The 19538-nt window shown below is 70.2% G+C and carries 16 protein-coding genes; 7 read left to right on the top strand and 9 right to left on the bottom strand.

What is annotated here, in order from left to right; translation table 11 throughout:
* Positions 1-1416 (top strand): ammonium transporter (locus tag DDF62_RS00600; protein WP_244286658.1); only part of this gene is annotated, 1416 nt, incomplete at its 5' end.
* 197 nt (positions 1417-1613) lie between these two features.
* On the opposite strand, the gene DDF62_RS00595 is transcribed toward DDF62_RS00600, so the two are convergent.
* From DDF62_RS00595 to DDF62_RS00580, 4 genes are all read right to left on the bottom strand, one after another.
* Positions 1614-2258: a peptidylprolyl isomerase gene (locus DDF62_RS00595; RefSeq protein ID WP_116487295.1), complete on the bottom strand. Its 645-nt coding sequence runs from the start codon at positions 2256-2258 to the stop codon at positions 1614-1616.
* A gap of 191 nt (positions 2259-2449) precedes the next feature.
* Positions 2450-3343, bottom strand: a complete 894-nt coding sequence (locus DDF62_RS00590) for a 4-(cytidine 5'-diphospho)-2-C-methyl-D-erythritol kinase (protein WP_116487294.1) — start codon at positions 3341-3343, stop codon at positions 2450-2452.
* A gap of 36 nt (positions 3344-3379) precedes the next feature.
* The gene (locus DDF62_RS00585) at positions 3380-5119 is read right to left on the bottom strand and encodes a tetratricopeptide repeat protein (protein ID WP_116487293.1); all 1740 of its coding nucleotides are present in this window, start codon (positions 5117-5119) and stop codon (positions 3380-3382) included.
* A gap of 181 nt (positions 5120-5300) precedes the next feature.
* Positions 5301-6974, bottom strand: coding sequence for an electron transfer flavoprotein-ubiquinone oxidoreductase (locus DDF62_RS00580; RefSeq protein WP_116487292.1), 1674 nt, complete (start codon positions 6972-6974; stop codon positions 5301-5303).
* 166 nt (positions 6975-7140) lie between these two features.
* Between DDF62_RS00580 and DDF62_RS00575 the strand changes: the two genes are divergently transcribed.
* A complete protein-coding gene (locus tag DDF62_RS00575) occupies positions 7141-7962 on the top strand; it encodes a uracil-DNA glycosylase (protein WP_116487291.1) in 822 nt (273 codons plus the stop codon).
* Between the two features lie 65 nt (positions 7963-8027).
* Positions 8028-9593, top strand: coding sequence for a lytic transglycosylase domain-containing protein (locus DDF62_RS00570; protein WP_116487290.1), 1566 nt, complete (start codon positions 8028-8030; stop codon positions 9591-9593).
* Positions 9594-9745: 152 nt separating this feature from the next.
* Here DDF62_RS00570 and DDF62_RS00565 read toward each other — a convergent pair whose 3' ends face one another.
* Both DDF62_RS00565 and DDF62_RS00560 read right to left on the bottom strand, forming a co-directional pair.
* Complete coding sequence (locus DDF62_RS00565; RefSeq protein ID WP_116487289.1) at positions 9746-11512, bottom strand: chloride channel protein; 1767 nt, start codon at positions 11510-11512, stop codon at positions 9746-9748.
* A 98-nt stretch (positions 11513-11610) separates the two neighbouring features.
* Positions 11611-12090, bottom strand: coding sequence for a cell wall biosynthesis glycosyltransferase (locus DDF62_RS00560; RefSeq protein WP_116487288.1), 480 nt, complete (start codon positions 12088-12090; stop codon positions 11611-11613).
* 81 nt (positions 12091-12171) lie between these two features.
* Between DDF62_RS00560 and DDF62_RS00555 the strand changes: the two genes are divergently transcribed.
* The 3 genes from DDF62_RS00555 to DDF62_RS00545 all read left to right on the top strand — a co-directional run bounded on the left by DDF62_RS00555 (position 12172) and on the right by DDF62_RS00545 (position 14809).
* A complete protein-coding gene (locus tag DDF62_RS00555) occupies positions 12172-13278 on the top strand; it encodes a PA0069 family radical SAM protein (protein ID WP_116487287.1) in 1107 nt (368 codons plus the stop codon).
* A 239-nt stretch (positions 13279-13517) separates the two neighbouring features.
* Positions 13518-13934, top strand: coding sequence for a GFA family protein (locus tag DDF62_RS00550; protein WP_116487308.1), 417 nt, complete (start codon positions 13518-13520; stop codon positions 13932-13934).
* A 92-nt stretch (positions 13935-14026) separates the two neighbouring features.
* Positions 14027-14809, top strand: coding sequence for a VOC family protein (locus tag DDF62_RS00545; protein ID WP_116487286.1), 783 nt, complete (start codon positions 14027-14029; stop codon positions 14807-14809).
* Between the two features lie 133 nt (positions 14810-14942).
* On the opposite strand, the gene DDF62_RS00540 is transcribed toward DDF62_RS00545, so the two are convergent.
* Positions 14943-16025 (bottom strand): class I SAM-dependent methyltransferase, encoded by a 1083-nt coding sequence (locus DDF62_RS00540; protein WP_116487285.1) that lies wholly within the window; start codon positions 16023-16025, stop codon positions 14943-14945.
* Between the two features lie 7 nt (positions 16026-16032).
* Entirely contained in the window at positions 16033-17262 is a 1230-nt protein-coding gene (locus DDF62_RS00535) for a class I SAM-dependent RNA methyltransferase (RefSeq protein ID WP_116487284.1), read from the bottom strand.
* A 273-nt stretch (positions 17263-17535) separates the two neighbouring features.
* On the opposite strand from DDF62_RS00535, the gene DDF62_RS00530 reads away from it, so the two are divergent.
* Positions 17536-18144 (top strand): hypothetical protein, encoded by a 609-nt coding sequence (locus DDF62_RS00530; protein ID WP_116487283.1) that lies wholly within the window; start codon positions 17536-17538, stop codon positions 18142-18144.
* Between the two features lie 170 nt (positions 18145-18314).
* On the opposite strand, the gene DDF62_RS00525 is transcribed toward DDF62_RS00530, so the two are convergent.
* Positions 18315-19361, bottom strand: coding sequence for a sensor histidine kinase (locus DDF62_RS00525; protein WP_116487282.1), 1047 nt, complete (start codon positions 19359-19361; stop codon positions 18315-18317).
* Positions 19362-19538 lie beyond the last annotated feature (177 nt).

The following is a 19538-nucleotide window of genomic DNA, read 5'->3' as shown; positions in this document are numbered from 1 at the left end:
CCCGCCGAGGCCGCGCCGGCGCCCGCCGCCGCCGCTCCCGCCGCTGCTCCGGCCCCGGCCGCCGCTCCCACCATCGTCGACAAGCAGGACAAGGGCGACAACGCCTGGATGCTGACCTCGGCGCTGCTGGTCCTGCTGATGATCCTGCCGGGCCTGGCCCTGTTCTACGGCGGCCTGGTCCGCTCCAAGAACATGCTGTCGGTCATGATGCAGGTCTCGACCGTCGCCCTAATCGGCTTCGTCGCCTGGTTCCTGTGGGGCTACAGCTTCGCCTTCACCGACGGCGGCGCCTGGGACAGCTACGTCGGGGGCCTGGGCCGTCTGTTCCTCAAGGACGTGACGCCCGCCACCACCGTGGCCACCTTCTCGACCGGCGTCGTGATCCCGGAACTGACCTTCATCGCCTTCCAGTCGACCTTCGCCGCCATCACCGCGGCCCTGGTGGTCGGCTCGCTGGTCGAGCGCATGAAGTTCTCGGCCATCGTCGCCTTCGCCGTGCTGTGGCCGCTGCTGTCGTACTATCCGATGGCGCACATGGTCTGGTGGTGGCCGGGCCCGAACGCCATCGCCCTCGATCCGGAAGGCGTGGTCAAGGCTGGTAAGATCTGGAGCTTCGGCGCCCTCGACTTCGCCGGCGGCACCGTGGTCCACATCAACGCCGGTATCGCCGCCCTGGTCGGCGCCCTGATCCTCGGCAAGCGCCAAGGCTACGGCAAGGAGCCGATGCCCCCGCACTCGCTGACCCTGACCCTGGTTGGCGCTGGCCTGCTGTGGGTGGGCTGGTTCGGCTTCAACGCCGGCTCGAACCTGGAGTCGAACGCCTACGCCTCGCTGGCCATGGTCAACACCTTCGCCGCCACCGCCGCCGCGGGTCTGTCGTGGATCATCGTCGAGTGGATCACGCGCAAGAAGCCGTCGGCCCTGGGCCTGGCTTCGGGCATCGTGGCCGGCCTCGTGGCCATCACCCCGGCCGCCGGCTTCGCCGGTCCGATGGGTGCGATCCTGCTGGGCCTGGTGGTCTCGCCGATCTGCATCATCTTCTGCTCGGCCGTGAAGAACGCCCTGAAGTACGACGACAGCCTGGACGCCTTCGGCATCCACGGCGTCGGCGGCATCGTCGGCGCCATCGGCACCGGCCTGGTCGTCAACCCCGCCTGGGGCGGCGCTGGCGTCGTCGACTACATGTCCTGCGCCAAGGACGGCGACATCTCGACCTGCGACACGGCCACCTACGACTTGGTCACCCAGGTGGTCGCCCAGCTGAAGGGCGTCGGCCTGACCATCGTCTGGTCGGCCATCGCCTCGGCCATCGTCTTCTACGTGATCAAGCTGGTGATCGGCCTGCGCGCCTCGCCGGACTCGGAAGAAGAAGGCCTGGACATCTCCGAACACGGGGAACGCGCCTACCACAGCTGAGCCCTCGGGCTCCGCTGAAGGCGGTCCAAAAGAAGGGCGCGGAAGCTTCGGCCTCCGCGCCCTTTTCTTTGCCCGCCGTCCTGCGTCCTTCGAGGCTCGCCTTCGGCTCGCACCTCAGGATGAGGACGCTCTTGCACTGACTTCCTCATCCTGAGGCGCCCGCGCAGCGGGCCTCGAAGGACGCACCGCGCGCCGCCTTACGGAACCCGCCTGGCCGAGATGATCTTCAGCGGCGGGTCGATGATCTGGCCGGTCATCACCGGATTGATCGCCTTGCCCGGCGTCGGCAGCGCCAGGATCTTCTGGGCGACGTCCATGCCCTCGACCACCGTGCCGAAGGCCGCGAAGCCCTGGTTGTCACCCGAGGCGGCGGGATTGGCGTCCAGGCCCGGCGCGTCGCCGATCAGGATGAAGAAGTCCGAGGTCGCCGTGCCCGGCGCGTTGCGGGCGATCGAGACCGTGCCGGAAACGTGCTTGAGCCCCGTCTTGGTCGTCGGCTCGTGGGCGATCGGCGGCAGCACGCGCTTGGGATCGCCCTGCACGCCGCCCTGGATCAGGCCGTACTCCGGCGCGCCCGGCGCACGCGAGGCCCGGAAGAAGGTCGCGCCGTCATAGCGCTTCTGGTCGACATAGCGCAGGAAGTTGGCCGTGGTGACCGGCGCTTCCTTGGTGTGCAGCTCGATGACGATCCGGCCCAGCGGCGTCTCGACGGCGACCCGCGTCGGCGGCTTGGGAGCCGGCTGGGGCGGCGCGGCCGGCTGAGGCGCGGGAGCGGCTTCCTGGGCATGCGCCGAAGTGGCGGCGGCCGCGGCTGCGGCGGCGAGGAACAGGCGGCGGTCCATGTGTGGGCTCCTTGGCGCAGGCCCGAAGACTAGGCGCAACCACGCCTGCCTCGCCAGGGCTTCAAATCCCAAATCCTTCGTCATCCCGGCCGCAGCGTAGCGGAGAGCCCGGACCCAGAGGCCGGCGCGATGCGGTCGCCCCTAGTTCCGGGTCTACGAGCCGCTTCGCGGCTCTCCGCCCGGGATGACGATCAATGTTCGAAACTAACCCGGCCGCCCAGGCGGCACCGCTTCACCCACCAGTCGGGTCGCATGCTCTCGACCCGCTCGGCCAGGCCCTCGGCCTCGATGTCGCTGGCGCAGAGCGCGAAGCAGGTCGCGCCCGAGCCCGACATTCGCGCCAGCAGCGCCTCGGGCTCGCCGGCCAGCATTTCCAGCACCTCGCCGATGCGCGGCTCCAGGGCCACGGCGGGCGCCTCGAGGTCGTTGCGCGTCATGGCCGCCAGCCAGGCGCAGACCTCCTCGGCGCTCTCGAAGGCGTCGGGGGCTGGCGGCGGGGCCTCGCCGCGCGGGTCGACGGCCGCATCGTAAGCCCGATAGACCGCGCCGGTCGGCGACGGGACCAGCGGATTGACCAGCACCGCGTGCAGCTCCGGCAGCGCGGGCGCGGGCGACAGCCGTTCTCCCCTGCCCTGCGCCAGCACCGGCGCGCCCCACAGGCACGGCACGCCGTCGGCGCCCAGCGCACCGGCCACGGCCTCCAGCTCCGCGTCGGACAGGTCGTAGCCCAGCGCCTCGCGCAGCAGCCGCAGGGCTGCGCCCGCATCGCTGGAGCCGCCGCCCAGGCCGGCCGCGATCGGCAGGGCCTTGTCGAGGATCAGCCTCACCGGCGGCGCGGGGCCGCCGACGGCCGCGTGCAACCCCTTGGCGGCCCGGACGACCAGATTGCTCTCGTCGACGGGAATGTCGCGCCCGAAACGGCCCGTGGTCTCGAACACCGGCGCGTCGGCCGGCTGGATCGAGACCGTGTCGCCGACGTCCGCGAAGACCATCAGGCTCGACAGCGGGTGATAGCCCTCCGCGTCGGGGCCGCCGACGTGCAGGAACAGGTTGACCTTGGCCGGGGCGAAGGTGGAACGGCGCATCGAGGGATCCGAAAGCTTGGGCGGGTGGCGCTAGACCTACAGCGCGTTGGCCCCGTTGGCCACGGTCGGGGCTTTGGCGGGACCCTTGCTGCCCAGGCCGTCCTTCAGCTTGGCCTCGGCGGCGGCCTTCTGCTCGTCGGTCGGCTCCAGGCTCAGCACCCGCCGCCACTGGAATTGGGCCTCGGTCTTGCGGCCCAGGCGCCAGTAGACGTCGCCCAGGTGGTCATTGATGTCCGGGTCGCCCGGCTCGATCTCGATCGCCTGCTCCAGGAGCTCGACGGCGGCCTTGTCGTCGCCCAGGCGGTGATAGGCCCAGCCCAGCGAGTCCAGCATGGCGCCCGACTGCGGATTGGCCTTCACGGCCTTCTGCACCATCGAAAGGGCTTCGGGCAGGCGCTCGTTGCGGTCGATCCACGAGTAGCCGAGATAGTTCAGCAGTTCCGGCTCGTTCGGATTGAGCTCCAGGGCCTTTTCCAGGTCGCGCTCGGCGTCGGGCCAGCGGCCGGCGCGCTCCAGCGACACGCCGCGCATGTAGAGCAGGCGCCAGTCGGGCTTCTCCTTCTCGGCCTCGACCAGCGGGTCGATCACGGCCACGGCGTCGGCCCAGCGATCGTTGGCCCGCAGCAGGTCGGCATAGACCAGCTGAGCCGAACGGCCGGCCTCAGGCGCCTTGGCGGCGGCCTCGGCCACGGCGATGGCCTTGTCCTTGTCGCCCGTGTTCTGCAGCGTCCAGGCGATCTTGCCCTGGGCGGCGGCGTAGCGGGCCGAGCCGGTGGGGATCTTGGCGTAGGCGGCCCGGGCGCCGTCGATGTCGCCGCCCTGGTCGAGCAGGTCGCCGACCATCAGCAGCGCGTCCTCGCGCTTGGGATCCAGGTGCAGGGCCAGGCGCAGATAGGCCAGGGCGAACTGGCTCTGGCGCTCGCTGGTGAACACCGCCGCGCAGGCGACCAGCGTGTTGGCCGCGCCCTGACGGCCGGTGACCAGGGCCGGCGGGCTCTTGCGGGCGACGGCGCGGGCGCGCGCATCCAACAGGGCCACGTCGTTGGGCGCCTCGGCCAGGATCGAGTCGTAGAGGGCCACGGCCTCGTCGCGGCGCTTGCGACGCTCGAGGAAGGCCCCGTAGTCGAGGGCGAACATCGGCCGGACGGCGACGACTTCCATCAACGCCTTGTAGTCGGCCTCGGCCTCGGCGTTCTTGCCGGCGCGCTCGAAGATCTCGGCGCGGCCGAGCTGGCCGAAATACTGCACCAGGCGGTCGTTGCGCAATTCGGGCAGCACTTGGGCGGCGGCCGCGTCGCCCGCGGCCTGGGCGGCCCACGGCGTCAGCAGGGCCACGGCCGGACGGTGCGGGAAGCCCAGGGCCGGATCGGCCAGCAGGGCCTGCGCGTCCTTGCCCTTGCCGCGCGCCAGGGCGTCGACGGCCACGGTCAGCATGCCCAGGCGGCGAACACCCTCGGTCCCGCCCTCGGCCCGCGGCGCCAGCTCGGCGGCGCGCGTGACCTCGCCGGCCAGCAGCGAGGCGGTGAAGGCGCGTTCGCCCAGCAGGCCCGGGTCTTCGCCCAGATTGCGGGCGGCCTGGAAATAGGCGGCGGCCTGGTCGCTGCGGCCGTCCTCCAGCGCCGCCTGGCCGGCCAGGAACTGGCCATAGGCCGAGCGGCCGTTCCATGGCGCGGTGTTCCACCCCTCCTGCGTCCCGCGCAGCGCGGGCTCGGTGGTGGCGCAGGCGGCCAGCACGGCGGTGGAAGCCAGGGACAGGAGGACTCGAAGACGCATCATCCCGCCACCCTCTTAGGTTTCAAGGTTTCGGGCAAGCGTGGAAGGAACCTCCCCCTGTGGGGGAGGTGATCGCGAAGCGATCGGTGGGGGGAGTGATTGCGAAACCGGCAGACCGGCAGCAAGCTGAAAACGTCCCCCCACCGGCCTTCGGCCGCCTCCCCCAGGAGGGGGAGGTTTCAAATCACATGTTCGGATAGTTCGGGCCGCCGCCGCCTTCCGGCGTCGTCCAGACGATGTTCTGCGACGGATCCTTGATGTCGCAGGTTTTGCAGTGGACGCAGTTCTGGGCGTTGATCTGGAACTTCGGATTGGCGCCCTCCTCGTCGTACAGCACCTCGTAGACGCCGGCCGGGCAGTAGAGACGCGCCGGCTCGCCGTACTTGGGCAGGTTGACGTCGATCGGGATCGACGGATCCTTCAGCTTCAGATGCGCCGGCTGGTCTTCCTCGTGGTTGGTGGCCGACAGGAACACGCTCGACAGCTTGTCGAAGCTGATCACGCCGTCGGGCTTGGGATAGACCAGCGGCTCGTAGTCCTTGGCCAGGCCCGTCGAGGCGGCGTCGGTCTTGTCGTGCTTCAGCGTGCCGAAGAACGAGAAACCGCCGAACAGGTGCGTGCACCACATGTCGAACATGCCGACCGCGCCGCCCAGCGCGGTGCCCAGCTTGCCCAGCAGTGGCTTGGCGTTGCGGACGACCTTGAGCTCCTTGGCGACCCACGACTTCTCGAAGGCGGCCTCGTACTCGACCAGGGCGTCGCCCTCGCGGCCGGCGGCGATCGCCTTGAACGCCTCCTCGGCGGCCAGCATGCCGGTCTTCATGGCGTTGTGGCTGCCCTTGATGCGCGGCACGTTCACGAAGCCGGCCGAGCAGCCGATCAGCACGCCGCCCGGGAAGGAAAGCTTCGGGATCGACTGGTAGCCGCCCTCGGTGATGGCCCGCGCGCCGTAGGCGATGCGTTTCCCACCTTCCAGATAGGGGCGGATCGACGGATGCTGCTTGAAACGCTGGAATTCGTCGAACGGCGACAGCCAGGGGTTCTTGTAGTTCAGGTGCACCACGTAGCCGACCGACACGTAGTTGTCCCCGAAGTGGTACAGGAAGCTGCCGCCGCCCGTCTGGTTGTCCAGCGGCCAGCCGGTGCTGTGCTGCACCAGGCCCGGCTGATGTTTGTCGGCGGGGATCTGCCACAGTTCCTTGATGCCGATGCCGTACTTCTGCGGCGACTTGCCGGCGCCCAGCTCGAACTTGGCGATCAGCTGCTTGGCCAGCGAGCCGCGCACGCCCTCGGCGATGAACACGTACTTGCCGTGCAGTTCCATGCCCGGCTGGTAGTCGGGCTTCTCGTGACCGTCCTTGGCGACGCCGACCACGCCGACCACGACGCCCTTCAGCGAGCCGTCCTCTCGCCAGACCATGTCCGAAGCGGCGAAGCCCGGATAGATCTCGACGCCCAGCTCTTCGGCCTGGGCGGCCAGCCAGCGGGTGACATTGCCCAGCGAGGCGATGTAGCAGCCGTGGTTGTGCATGAACGGCGGCATGGCGAACATCGGCAGGCCAAGCTCGCCCTGCGGGCCCAGCAGCAGGAACTTGTCCTTGGTGACGGGAGTCTCGAGCGGCGCGCCCTTTTCTTTCCAGTCGGGGATCAGTTCGTTCAGCGCCTTGGGATCGATGACCGCGCCCGACAGGATGTGCGCGCCGACCTCCGAGCCCTTCTCGACCAGGGCCACGCTGACTTCGGTTCCGGCCTTTTCGGCCATCTGCTTGAGACGGATGGCCGCCGACAGACCCGCCGGGCCGCCCCCGACGATGACGACGTCGTATTCCATCGACTCGCGTTCGAGGACTTCGCTCATGGCTTCTCCCGCCCCAGGCTCTGCGCGGAGCCTGCCTTCTTCCTGTTTGAGTCGGACTTTATCCGAACGTGACGCCACGGCGGTCAAGGAAAACCGGATAGTTTTTGTTGCACCGCAGCGCGGACATATCGGTGACGCAGCCCATTATACTCGCTAGAGAAACGCCATGAGCCTCGCCGTCGATCCGCGCGCCGTCGAAAGCCTGCTGGCCTTCTGGGCCGATGCGGGCGTCGAGGCCTGCTACGCCGACGAGCCGATCGACCGCCTGGCCGAAGGCGCGGCCCTGCTGCGGGCTCGCAGCCAGCCGCAGCCGGTGGTGGTCGCCGCGCCCCCGCCCCGTCCCGGCGCGTTCGGCGGGATCGACATCGGCGCGGCCGCCGCACACGCCAAGGAACTGGCGGCCGCCTGCAACGACCTGGAAAGTCTGGCCGCCGCCATCGCCGCCTTCGACGGCTGCCCGCTGAAGACGCAAGGCGCCAAGCAGGCGGTGTTCTCGCGCGGCCCCGGCGACGCGCCGGTCATGGTCATCGGCGAAGGCCCCGGCGCCGAAGAAGACGCTCGCGGCGAGCCCTTCGTCGGCCGCGCCGGCCAGCTTCTGGACCGCATGCTCAAGGCGGCGGGCCTGCAGGAGCGGGCCTTCATCACCAACACCGTCTTCTGGCGTCCGCCGGGCAACCGCACGCCCACGCCCCAGGAGCAGGCCGTCTGCGCCCCGTTCGTCGAGCGAGCGATCGCGCTGGTTAAACCCAAGCTGATCCTTCTGGTCGGCGGCGCCTCCGCAAAGAGCATGCTGAAGCGCGAGGAAGGCATTCTTTCGCTTCGCGGGCGCTGGTTCGAGTGGCGCTCCGAGGACGGCCAGATCGAGGTTCCGGCCTTGCCCAGCCTGCATCCGGCGTTCCTGCTGCGCCAGCCGGCGGCCAAGAAGAAGGCCTGGCAGGACCTATTGATGCTGGCCGAAAGGCTTGATCGACCCGAACGGCCCCATTAAACAAACCGCTGACCAGTCGGAACGGGGACGCGCGCCGCCTTTTCAAAGGCTTGCGCGGATACGATTTGCAGCTTTTCGCTCGCCCTCTGGCCGTTGTCTCGGCCCTCGCGCTTTGCCTGAACCTCGCTGCGCCCGCAGCAAGGGCCGCGGGGCTGGAACCGCTGTCGGACAACGACCTGCGCTACTATCAGGCCGCGTTCGGCGCCGCCGAGCGCGGTGATTTCGACGCCGCCGAGGTCGCCTTCGCCAACACCCGCAACCGCAGCTTGATCGGCAAGCTGTCGCTGGTGCGGCTGATGCACCCCACCGCCTACACCGCCAGCTATGACGACCTGACCGGTTGGTTGAAGCTCTACGGCGACGAGGCCGGCGCCGACCGCGTCTACGCCCTGGCCATGAAGCGCAAGCCGGCCCGCGTGTCCGCGCCCAAGGCCCCCGAACTCTTCGTCGACGTCGCCCAGGGCGGCCGCGCCGCCGGCCCCGCCGACAAGGGCCGCGCCGCCCGCGAGGCCTATTATTCCGGCGACGTGAAGGGCGCCCAGAAGCTGGCCAAGGCCTCGGGCGAGCGCTGGATCGCGGGCCTGGCCTCGTTCCGCCTGGAATCCTACGCCGAGGCCCGCGGCTATTTCGAGCAGGTCGCCCACGACCAGGGCCAGGACGACTGGCTGCGCGCCGCCGGCGCCTTCTGGGCCGCCCGCTCGGCCAGCATGGCCGGCGACAACGACGGCGTCCGCGTGCTGCTGAACCAGGCCGCCCAGGCCCCGCACACCTTCTACGGCATGATCGCCGCCCGCCAGTTGGCGATGGCGGGCCTGGCCGTCGCCAACGACCCCGAAGATCCGATCGCGGCCCTGATCACCCGGGTGTCCTACGCCGGTCCCGATCCGGCCTCGCTGAACAAGCTGCTGGCCGGCGACATCCGCGCCCGCCGCGCCGCCTCGCTGGCCCAGCTTGGCCGCTGGAACGAAGCCGGCGCCGAGCTGCGGGCCGGCCTGTCCCTGGCCGCCGACGACAAGGCCCGCGCCGACTGGAGCGCCCTCACCCTGGCGCTCAACGCCCGCGCGCCGTTCAACGCCGGCCGCCCGGTCAAGAAGATCGGCGGCGAGGACTACCCCCTGCCCGAGCTCGCGCCAAAGGGCGGCTTCACGCTGAACAAGGCCCTGGTCTACGCCCTGGTGCGCCAGGAAAGCCGCTTCGACCCGATGGCCGTCTCTGGCGCCGGCGCCGTGGGCCTGATGCAGCTGATGCCGGTCGCGGCCGCCCGCGCCGCCGGCGACGACAAGCTGCTGGCCGACAACACCCCGCTGTTCGACCCCGCCTTCAACCTGCGGGTCGGCCAGGACTACTTCACCTGGCTGATGGACCGCGGCCTGCAGAGCCCCGACCTGCTGCGCGCCGTCGCCGCCTACAACGGCGGTCCGGGCACCCTGCTCAAGGTGCAGCAGCAGCTGGGCGCCGACTGCGACAGCCTGCTGCTGATCGAAAGCCTGCCGGCGCTCGAGACCCGCAACTACGTCGAAAAGGTCATGGCCTCGTACTGGACCTACCGCCGCCTGCTGGGCGCGGAGACCCGCACGCTCGACGCCGTGGCCAGCGGGGCGAAGGTGATCGACTTCCGGCTGGATATGTGACGATCAAAAGGAACCTCCCCCTGTGGGGGAGGTGATCGCGAAGCGATCGGTGGGGGGGCGTGGCTCCTGGATCTGCCGTCGCAAGAGAAGCTGAAAGCTTCCCCCCAACCGGCCTTCGGCCGCCTCCCCCACAGGGGGAGGTTCCTGGCGGATCACCCCGCCTCGCCCGTCAGCTCGCGCCGCGCCTTCTCCAACTCCTCGGCATAGCGCCGCGTCGCGTAGGCTTCCGACAGCACGCCCAGCACGTTGCGCTTGTCGTCGATCACCGCCAGCTCGTCGGTCTCGCTGCGGTCGAAGGCGCGCATGACGTCCTTGATCGACTGCTCGGGCTTCAGCGCCGCCTCGGCGTTGATCGCCAGCTCCGCCACCGGCCTTTCGCCGTCGCCGACCTCGGCATAGGCCTTGGCGGTCGGGATCACCCCGGCATAGAGCCCCGCCTCGTCGACCATGATCACCCGCTTGGTCGAACCCAGCGGGAAGCGGCGGCGAAACTCGGCCAGCGTCGTCTCGGCCGGCACGGTCTGGACGTCCTTGCGCATCATCCGCCCCGCGCTCAGCGGCCGCATCCACGACACGTCGTGGGCGCTGCGGATGGTCTCGCCGCGCAGGTGCAGCCGCCAGGTCGAGAACGAATAGCCGAAGGTCTCGCGCACCATGGCGCTGGCGATCATCGAGGCCACCAGGGCCGCGGCCGCCACCGTGAAGTCGCCCGTCGCCTCCAGCACCAGGAACGACATGGTGAAGGGTCCGCCGACCACGGCCACGCCCAGAGCGGCCATGCCGACCAGCGCCGCCACGGTCGGGTCCAGGCTCGGCGCCCACGGGATCAGCAGCGAGATCGCCGAGAACACCTGCCCCAGCAACGCCCCCAGGAACAGCGAGGCGAAGAACAGTCCGCCCCGGAAGCCGAAGCTCAGCGAGATCACCGAGGCCATGGCCTTCATGGCCAGCAGCATCAGCAGCAGCTTGAGCGGCAGCTCGGCCGTGAGGTTCAGGTGCAGCGCGCCATGGCCCGCCGACAGGGTCTGGGGCGTGATCACCGCCAGCGCCGCCAGCCCCATGCCGCCGATCGCCGGCCGCAGCCAGCGCGGGATCGGCGAGCGGGTCACCAGCCGCTCGGCGTTGGCCACCAGCCGCATCAGGCCGATGCCGACGATGGCGCAGGCCAGGCCCACCAGGGCGTAGAGGCCGTAGTCGGTCCACGACTGCACCGCCTGGGTGTCGGTCTTCAGCAGGTAGGGGATCGCGCCCATCTTGCTGGCCACCAGCACCGCAGCCAGCGCGGCGGCCACCACGGGGGCCAGGTTGGCGACGGTATAGGCCCCGATGACGATCTCGAAGGCGTAGAAGGCGCCGGTCAGGGGCGCGCCGAAGGCCGCGGCGATGGCCGCGCCGGCGCCCGCGCCGACCAGGGTGCGCATGTCGGCCCGTCGCAGGTTCAGCCGCTGGCCCGCGAACGAGGCGGCGGCCGCGCCGGCCTGGGCGTAGGCGGCCTCCAGCCCGACCGAGGCCCCGACCCCGTTCGACAGCATGGTCTGGCCGCAGATGAAGGCGCTGTCCTTCATCGACAGCCGCCCGCCGTGCAGGGCGTTGGCCTCCACCGGGTCGACGGCGGGGCGCGGGCGATACTTCATCCAGGCCCAGGTGATCCCGCCCAGCAGCAGCCCGCCCGCCGGAATGGCAAGCAGCCGCCAGGGCGCCACGTGGGTCTGGGCGCTGAGCCGCTCGTTGATGTCGATCTCGAACAGCAGCATCTGCAGGCCGTGCGCCACCTGGGCCTGCACGACCGCGAAGGTTCCGGCCGCCACGCCGATCAGCGTCGCCACCGCGATCAGCCACAGCTCGCTGGAGCGGATCCGGCGCCGCAGCCAGCCGACCCACTTCACGGATGCGGCGGCGGAGGCGTGGGCGAGCGACATGCGCTTCGATAACGCGGGGCGGGTGGAAACCGCAATGTTCCTTCTCCCCAGCGGGGCGAAGTCGACGCTTGCGATCCTCCCCCTTCAGGGGGAGGACCTTAAAGCCGCAACCGCCGCGCCTTCAGCCGCCCCGCCAGCGCCTTCTCCGGCGCGCTGCCCGAAAACCCGCCCGTCGCGGCATAGTCCAGCCGCCGCACTAGCAGCCCCACCGGCGGCGCCGTCAGTCGCGCCAGCAAGCCGCCCGCCGGAACCAGCAGAGCCGCAGCCCCCGCTCCGCCGGCCAGATGCGCCTCCGCCGGTCCGCGCCAGGCTTCCGGCAGGCCGCGCGACGGATCCAGGGCCAGGATCCAGTCGCCCCGCGCCAAGGCCGCGCCGGCCGCCAGCAGCGCGCCCCTATCACCCGAGGCCGCCACGAACCGCGCGCCGCTGTCCTCGATCAGGGCCTCCAGCCCAGGCTCGGAAACACCGGCGATCACCACCTCCTTCACGAGACCGTCGACGGCCGCCGGCACCAGCTGGGCCAGGATCTGGGCGAGCGCATGCACGGGCGCGACGGCGGGAAGGATCACGGAGATCATGGTCACGCCTTTGGGGCCTCGCCGCCGGCGCCGTCAAGCATCGTTCTTGTTATGTTCTCAATGTGGGCGTAGGATGCTCGCATGCAGACCCGTCGCTCGTTCACCGACACCGCCTACAAGCAAGGTACCGCCGCCCTGCGCGGTCGCGGCGCGCGCAGCAACGAGACCGGCCGCTACGAAAGCCTGACCTCCGAGCCCTTCGACGACGGCTGGACCGAGGACGACAACGCCGCCCGCGTGCTGACCACCAGCGTCCTGGCCATGAAGTCCAAGACCGTCATCGCCAGGAACAAGAGCCCCGACGTCGGCTTCGACCGCTCGATCAACCCCTATCGCGGCTGCGAGCACGGCTGCATCTACTGCTACGCCCGTCCGGCCCACGCCTATCTGGGCCTGTCGCCCGGCCTCGACTTCGAGAGCAAGCTGTTCTTCAAGCCCGAGGCCGGCAAGCTCCTCGACCGCGAACTGTCCAAGCCGACCTACAAGGTCGGCAGCGTCCATATCGGCGGCGACACCGACCCCTACCAGCCGCAGGAGCGAGGCCTGCGCGTCACCCGCGGCGTGCTGGAGACCCTCAGCCGCTTTCGCCACCCGTTCTCGATCATCACCAAGTCGGCCCTGATCACCCGCGACCTCGACATCTTGGGCGAGATGGGCAGGGCGGGCCTGGCCCGCGCCGCCGTGTCGATCACCACGCTGGACCGCAAGCTGGCCCGCAGCATGGAGCCGCGCGCCGCAACGCCCGAGCGCCGCCTCGACGCCGTGCGCCAGCTCTCGCAGGCGGGCGTGCCGACCATCGTCATGTTCGCCCCGGCCATCCCGTCGCTGAACGACCACGAGATGGAGGCGGTGCTGGAGCGGGCCAAGGAGGCCGGCGCGGTGGCCGCCGGCTATGTCGCCATCCGCCTGCCGATGGAGATCCACGGTCTGTTCGAGCAGTGGCTGGCCTCAGACCACCCTGACCGCGCCAAGCGGGTGATGTCGCTGGTGCGCCAGATGCGCGGCGGGGCGGCCTATGACAGCGAGTTCGGCAAGCGCATGACCGGCGAAGGCCCGGTGGCCGAGGTGCTGAACCAGCGCTTCCACGCCGCACTCAGGCGCTTCGAACTCGACAGGCCCCTGCCCCGCCTCGACACCAGCCAGTTCCGCGTCCCGCCCAAGACGGGGGATCAGTTGAGTTTGTTCTGAACCTCAAGCCACTCCGCCTCGTCATCCCGGCCGAAGCGAAGCGTAGAGCCGGGACCCAGGGGCCGTCGCAATGCGCCGGCAGCCTCCGGGCGGCAAGGCCAGGCGCTGCGCCCAGTCCCCTGGGTCCCGGGTCTGCGGCGCTACGCGCCTCCGCCCAGGATGACGGCGAAGGGTGAGCAGAAGCGACACGCCGCCCTCCCCGCTTGCACCTGTCACAGGAAGGCCCATCAATGCCGGTCATGACGACAGAACGCCGTTACGCCGGAGGGCGCCTGTGCGGCGCCGTGCGCTGGAGCGCCACGGACGAGCCGCTGTACCAGGGCTATTGCTGCTGCGCCGACTGTCGCAAGGCTTCGGGCTCGGGCTTCGTGCCGTTCATGGGCTTTGCGGCCTCGGCGGTGACGATCAGCGGCGAGACGTTGAAGGTCCGCTCACCGGCCTTCCGCGGCGGCGAGGCCCTGCGCAACGCCTGCCCGACCTGCGGCGGCCTCGTCTTCGGCGGCGAGGTCGGGGTCGACGATAGCCATACGATCTATGCCGGCTCGCTGGACGACGCTTCGCTGTTCGCGCCGACCATGGCCCTGTTCCTGCGCGACAAGCCGGGCTGGGTGGTGCTGCCGGAGGGCCTGGCCACCTTCGAGACCATGCCGGACTAGAAAATCACGCGCCGCGTGTCGGGACGGGCGCGCGCCGTTCGTCCTCGCGAAGAACACGGCCCGAGCCGGGGCCGGAGAAAAGGGAGAGAGCGATGTCGGAAACCAACGGACGGTTCGGCTGGTACGAACTGATGACCACCGACGTGGACGCCGCGTGCGCCTTCTACGCCAAGGTCGTGGGCTGGACCCCGACGGATTCCGGCATGCCGGGGCCCGCCCCATACATGATCCTCAATGTCGGCGAGGTCGGGGTCGGCGGGGTCTTCACGCCCGAGGGCGGCTGCCCGGACGGCGCCCGTCCCGGCTGGATAGGCTACATCTTCGTCGACGACGTCGACGCCTATGTCGGCAAGGTGGTCGAGGCTGGCGGCTCGGTGTTCATGCCCGCCGACGACATCCCCGGCGTTGGCCGCTTCTCGGTCGTCGCCGATCCGTACGGCGCGGTCTTCACCCTGTTCAAGCCGTTCCCCCGCGACGAGATCCCGCCGCAGCCGGCCGATGGCGCGCCCGGCACGTTCGGCTGGCGCGAACTGATGGCCGGCGACCTGGACGGCGCCTTCGCCTTCTATTCGGGCCTGTTCGGGTGGGTGAAGACACAGGCGATCGACATGGGCCCCATGGGAACCTACCAGCTGTTCGCCTATGAGGCCGGCGGACCCGACGTCGGCGGCATGATGACCAGCCTGCCCGACATGCCGGTGTCGTTCTGGAACTACTACGCCCAGGTCGACAGCGCCTCGGCGGCCCGCGACCGCGCCGTGGCGGCCGGCGGAACCACCATGATGGACGTCCACCAGGTGCCCGGCGGCAGCTGGATCTACATGGGAACCGACCCGCAAGGAGCCGGCTTCGCGGTGGTCAGCACGGCGGAATAAGATCCTCCCCCTGAAGGGGGAGGTGGCCCGAAGGGCCGGAGGGGGAAGCTTCTGCTGAGTTAAGGGCGCGCTCCAACGCCGCGATCCCTTCCCCCTCAGTCGCTCCGCGACAGCTCCCCCTTCAGGGGGAGCATTACTGAGCCTTCTCCAGCAGCAGCGCCTTGGTCAAAAACGCCTTGTCGCGTCCCACCACCCGCAGGCCCGCCGCCGCGAACAGCGCCTCCAGGTCTGTCTCGGCGTAACTGCCGTAGAACGGCTCGTGGAAATAGGCCGGGAAGGCCTCGAGCATCCGCGCCAGGTCCGGCTCGTCCGCCGGCTGCACGGAGTCGGCGAAGGCCAGCACGCCGCCGGGCTTCAGCACCCGGGCGAGCTCCGCGGCGACAATCGGGCGCACGCGCGGCGGCAGCTCGTGGAACAGGTAGACGCAGGTCACGGCGTCGAGGCTGCCGTCGGCCAGCGGCAGGCGCTCGGCGTTGGCCTGCACCATGCCCCGTCCCGACCGGGTGCGCGCCTCGTTCAGATAGGCTGGCGACAGGTCCAGGCCCGCCAGGGCGGCGCGCGGAAAGGCCTGCGCCAGATCGCGCAGGAACGCGCCCGAGCCGCAGGCCACGTCCACGGCCCGCAGGTCGCGCTGGTCGCGCCCCCGCCAATGCCGGGCCAGCAGGCCGAGCGCCCGGCGGCGCATCGCCCCGGCCGCCCCCGAGAACAGCGCCTCGACCTGGGCGTCGTAGCGGCGGGCGCTATCGGCGGTGAACCAGCCGCCCGACTGGTAGTGGAAGTTCTGCCGGTAATAGGCCGGGTAGCCCTGGCTCTTGGGATCGTCGCGCACCTCGACGCCGTCGCCCCGGCGGCGACGCTGGTCGACCTCGCGGGCGTCGGCCAGGAAATCCCAGGCCTTGAGGATCGAGGCGGCCGGGTGGGACGGCGCGTCCTCCATCGGCGGATAGAGGCCGGCGGCCACGTCGGCGGCGTCCTTCTCGAAGGCGGACAGATAGGCCCGGCGCAGGCGTCCCTGCGACACCGGCGGGGCGTCGGAGGAAAAGCGCGGCGCGGCCTTGCCCTCGGTCGGGCGGGTGATGAACTTGGCCAATCCGCCGGCCGCCGTCCACCAGGCCGCCTTGGCGGCGGCCTTGCCCCGCTGGGCGGCGGCGTCGAGGGCGAACGCCCCGCGCCGATCCGCCCCTAGTCTATCGTTCCGGCCGCTGGCCTGGCCCATCCTCGCCTCATCGCGAAAACACTCCGACCAGCTCAATATGCGGCGACCAGAGGAACTGGTCCACCGGCAGCACCTTCTCCAGCTTGAAGCCGGCGTCGATCAGGATGCCGGCGTCGCGAGCGAAGGTGGCCGGATTGCACGACACCCCGACCACGCGCGAGACCTTGGAGATGGCGATCTCTCGCGTCTGCTCCAGCGCCCCGGCGCGCGGCGGGTCGAAGACCACCGCGTCCATCTTGTTGAGCTCGCTCGACAGCACCGGCCGGCGGGTCAGGTCGCGCGCCTCGGCGACGATCGCCTTCAGGCCCGGGGCCGACCCCACGGCCGCCTTCAGCGCCGCGATCGCCGGCTCGGCGAAGTCGGCGGCATAGACCCCCGACTCCTGGGCCAGGCGGAAGGTGAAGGTGCCCACGCCGCTGAACAGGTCGGCGACCCTCGCCGCGCCCGCCACGTGCTGCACGGCGAAGTCGGCCATGGCCTTCTCGGCGGCCGGCACGGCCTGCAGGAACGAACCGGCCGGCAGCGGCACGATGGCCGGACCCAGCTTCACCAGCGGCTGGCGGGCCATGTACAGCACCTCGCCGGCCAGGGTGACGCGGGCGAAGTCGAACTCGGCGGCCACCATCGCCGCCTGCACGCGGGCGTCGGCCGACAGCCCGCCGCTCTTGCGCTCGACGCCCGTGACGTCGATGTCCAGACCCGTACCGGTCAGGGTGACGTGCAGGGTCGGGGCCGACTTGGGATGCTCCAGGAACGGCTGGGCCAGGCGCGCCAGGCCCGGCAGGGCGGCGACGATCTTCGGATGCGTGACCGGGCATTCCTCGATCTTCACCAGGTTCCAGGAGCGGCGCTCCTTGAAGCCCAGGCGCACCCCGCCCTTGCCGCCGCGCGCATGCAGCGCCACCCGGCGGCGCGAGGCCGGTGGCGAGGCGATGGTCGGCAGGATCTCGGTCTCGATCCGCTCGCGCTTCAACTCGAACCGCACCTGCTCGCGCTTCCAGTCGAGATAGGGCGCGATGTCCCAGTGCTGCAGGGCGCAGCCGCCGCAGTGGCCGAAGTGCTTGCACGGCGGGGCGACGCGATCGGGGCTGGCCTCCAGGACATCGACCAGCTCGCCGCGCTGGCCTTCCATGCGGGCGGTGATCCGCTCGCCCGGCAGGGTCAGGGGCACGAAGGCTGGGCCGGCGGCGACGCCGTCGCCCTGGCCGCCGACGGCGTCGATTTTCAGTTCACGCATTCCAGAGTCGCCTTCGGGAACCTTGACCGGTTCCGATCCGTTCAAGCCTCGCCGCAGGCGTGGCCCCATTTTCGCCTCGCCAGCGCCCAGTTCGACGCCGAAGAAGCCAGTTCGAGCGCGTCCATACCTCATTCGGCGCCTTCATGCGTGAACGAACTGGTGCGTGAACGAAGATGAACGGTCCGGTCAACGGCCGTTCAGGAACGGCTTGGCATGGTGCGGACAACGGACGGTCCCCCGATCGTCACGCCCGCCTTCAGGGAGAGTTTTTCGATGATGATCCGGACCGCCATCAGCGCCCTCGTCGCCGGCGCGGCCCTCGTCGGCGCCGCGGCTCCGACCGTCGCTTCGGCCCAGGCCTATGGCTACGGCCAAGGTTCGTACCAGGGCGGCGCCTACGACCGTAACGGCTACTACTACGACCCCTGCCGTCGCAGCACGACCAACCGCGCCACCGGCGGCGGCCTGGCCGGCGCCGGCATCGGCGCGGCGATCGGCGGCAGCGTCGCGGGTCGCGGCGCCAAGACCGAAGGCGCGGTGCTGGGCGGCCTGCTCGGCGCGGTCGTCGGCGGCAACATCGGCAAGAGCTCGGCCGCCTGCGCCCCGGGCGCGGTTCCCCCGCCGCCTCCCCCGCCCCGCGCCTACAACGACTATGACCGCGGCTACGACAACGGCGGCTATGACGACGCCTACTACGATCGTCGTGGCGGTAACGGCTACACCTACGAGTCGGAACGCTCCTACCGCGTGACCGAAGGCCGCGCCGACGCCAACGGCTGCACCCTGGCCGAAAGCCCGATCTACCTGCCGGACGGCCGCACCCAGAAGCGCTTCGTCCGCGTCTGCCCCGACGCCTCGGGCCGCTACCAGGTCGTAGACTAGGTTTCTCCAGGCGGATTTCCTCCCCGGAATTCCACATGACTGAAGGCCGCCGGCTCCCCCGAGCTGGTGGCCTTTTCTTTTGGCGGGATCAGGCCTTCGCGAGACGCCGCGCATCTCGCCTGGCGGCATGCGCGACTAGCGGAACCGGAGTCTCGCCCGTAAGGCGGACGTCATGGTTTCGACGCGCCTCGTGGTTGCTGCAGGTGGACAATGGCGACGCGAGCGCCAGGCCCCGAGCCATCCATCACGACTTCCGCCCTCAACTGCTTGGCCAGCGCCTGAATGATGCTCGAGCCAAGGCCGACCCTCGCTGGTCCGGGTCCGATCGGCATGCCCACGCCATCGTCGGCGACCGACAGCAGCCAGCCGTCCTCAGGAGCGCTGTACTCCACCCAGATATGCCCGCCCTCGCGCCCTGGAAATGCGTGCTTGAGGGCGTTGATGACCAACTCGGTGACGATCAGCCCCATGCTTACCGAAACCTCCGCGGGCACCCAGTGCTCGTCGCTGACGACGGAGAGGGTCAACTTCTCGGGGTTGGAGACCATCGAGGCGGCGATGCCGTCGCACAGCGCCCTGAAATAGGCCTTCAGCTCCACTTCCCCAGCGCCCGACTCCACAAGTTGGCGCTGGAGGGCGGCGACCGACATCACGCGGCTGTGGGCGTCGGCGACATGGGCGCGGATCTCGGCGGATGGCGCCTTGCGAGCCGACTGCATCAGGATGCTGGCGATGATCTGCAGGCTGTTGGCGATCCTGTGCTGCAGTTCGTCGAACAGCACGGCCTTCTCGCGCACTAGGTCGTCCTTGACGCGGTCGGCGAGGCGCGCGTCCGTCACGTCGAAGATGGTCAGGAGCAGGAGCGGGTTGGAAGGATCGCCGTAGTCGAGCCGGCGCGCCCTGATCACCAGCCGCCTGGCGTCCTCGCCAGCTCGGACCAGATCCATCTCACCGGCCTCGACGGCGCCGCCCCCGCTCAGCGCGGCGGTGAGCAAGTCGCGCAACGACGGCGCGTTCCATTCGCCTTCGCCGAGGGCGAACGCCGACAGGCCGACCACATTCTCAACGTCGATGCGAAAGGCTTCGGCGAAGGACTCGCTCGCCGCGACGATCCTGAAGTGGCCATCGAGCAGAAGTATGGGCGCATCCGACGAGACCACCAGGGCCTGGGCCAAGGCGTCGATGGGCGACGGAACGGGGCGAGCCTCATCGAGCATATGGGAATCCGCGACCCGAAGGCTCTCGAAACGAAAGCCGTTCCCGGGCGAGAGATCGGCGCTTGCGCCGGACTCTCAACGCGGCGCCGAAGCTGTAGTTCTACCACAAATCTGGTCCGGCCTCAGCGCCCGACCCCAGCGACGAGACCGCGCAGCAAGAGCCCGAACCATGGCGGC

The sequence above is a fragment of the Caulobacter radicis genome, assembly GCF_003094615.1.
Taxonomy (GTDB): domain Bacteria; phylum Pseudomonadota; class Alphaproteobacteria; order Caulobacterales; family Caulobacteraceae; genus Caulobacter; species Caulobacter radicis.
Note: the sequence above shows the minus strand (reverse complement) of the source record. Positions and strands in the feature narration are given on the sequence as shown.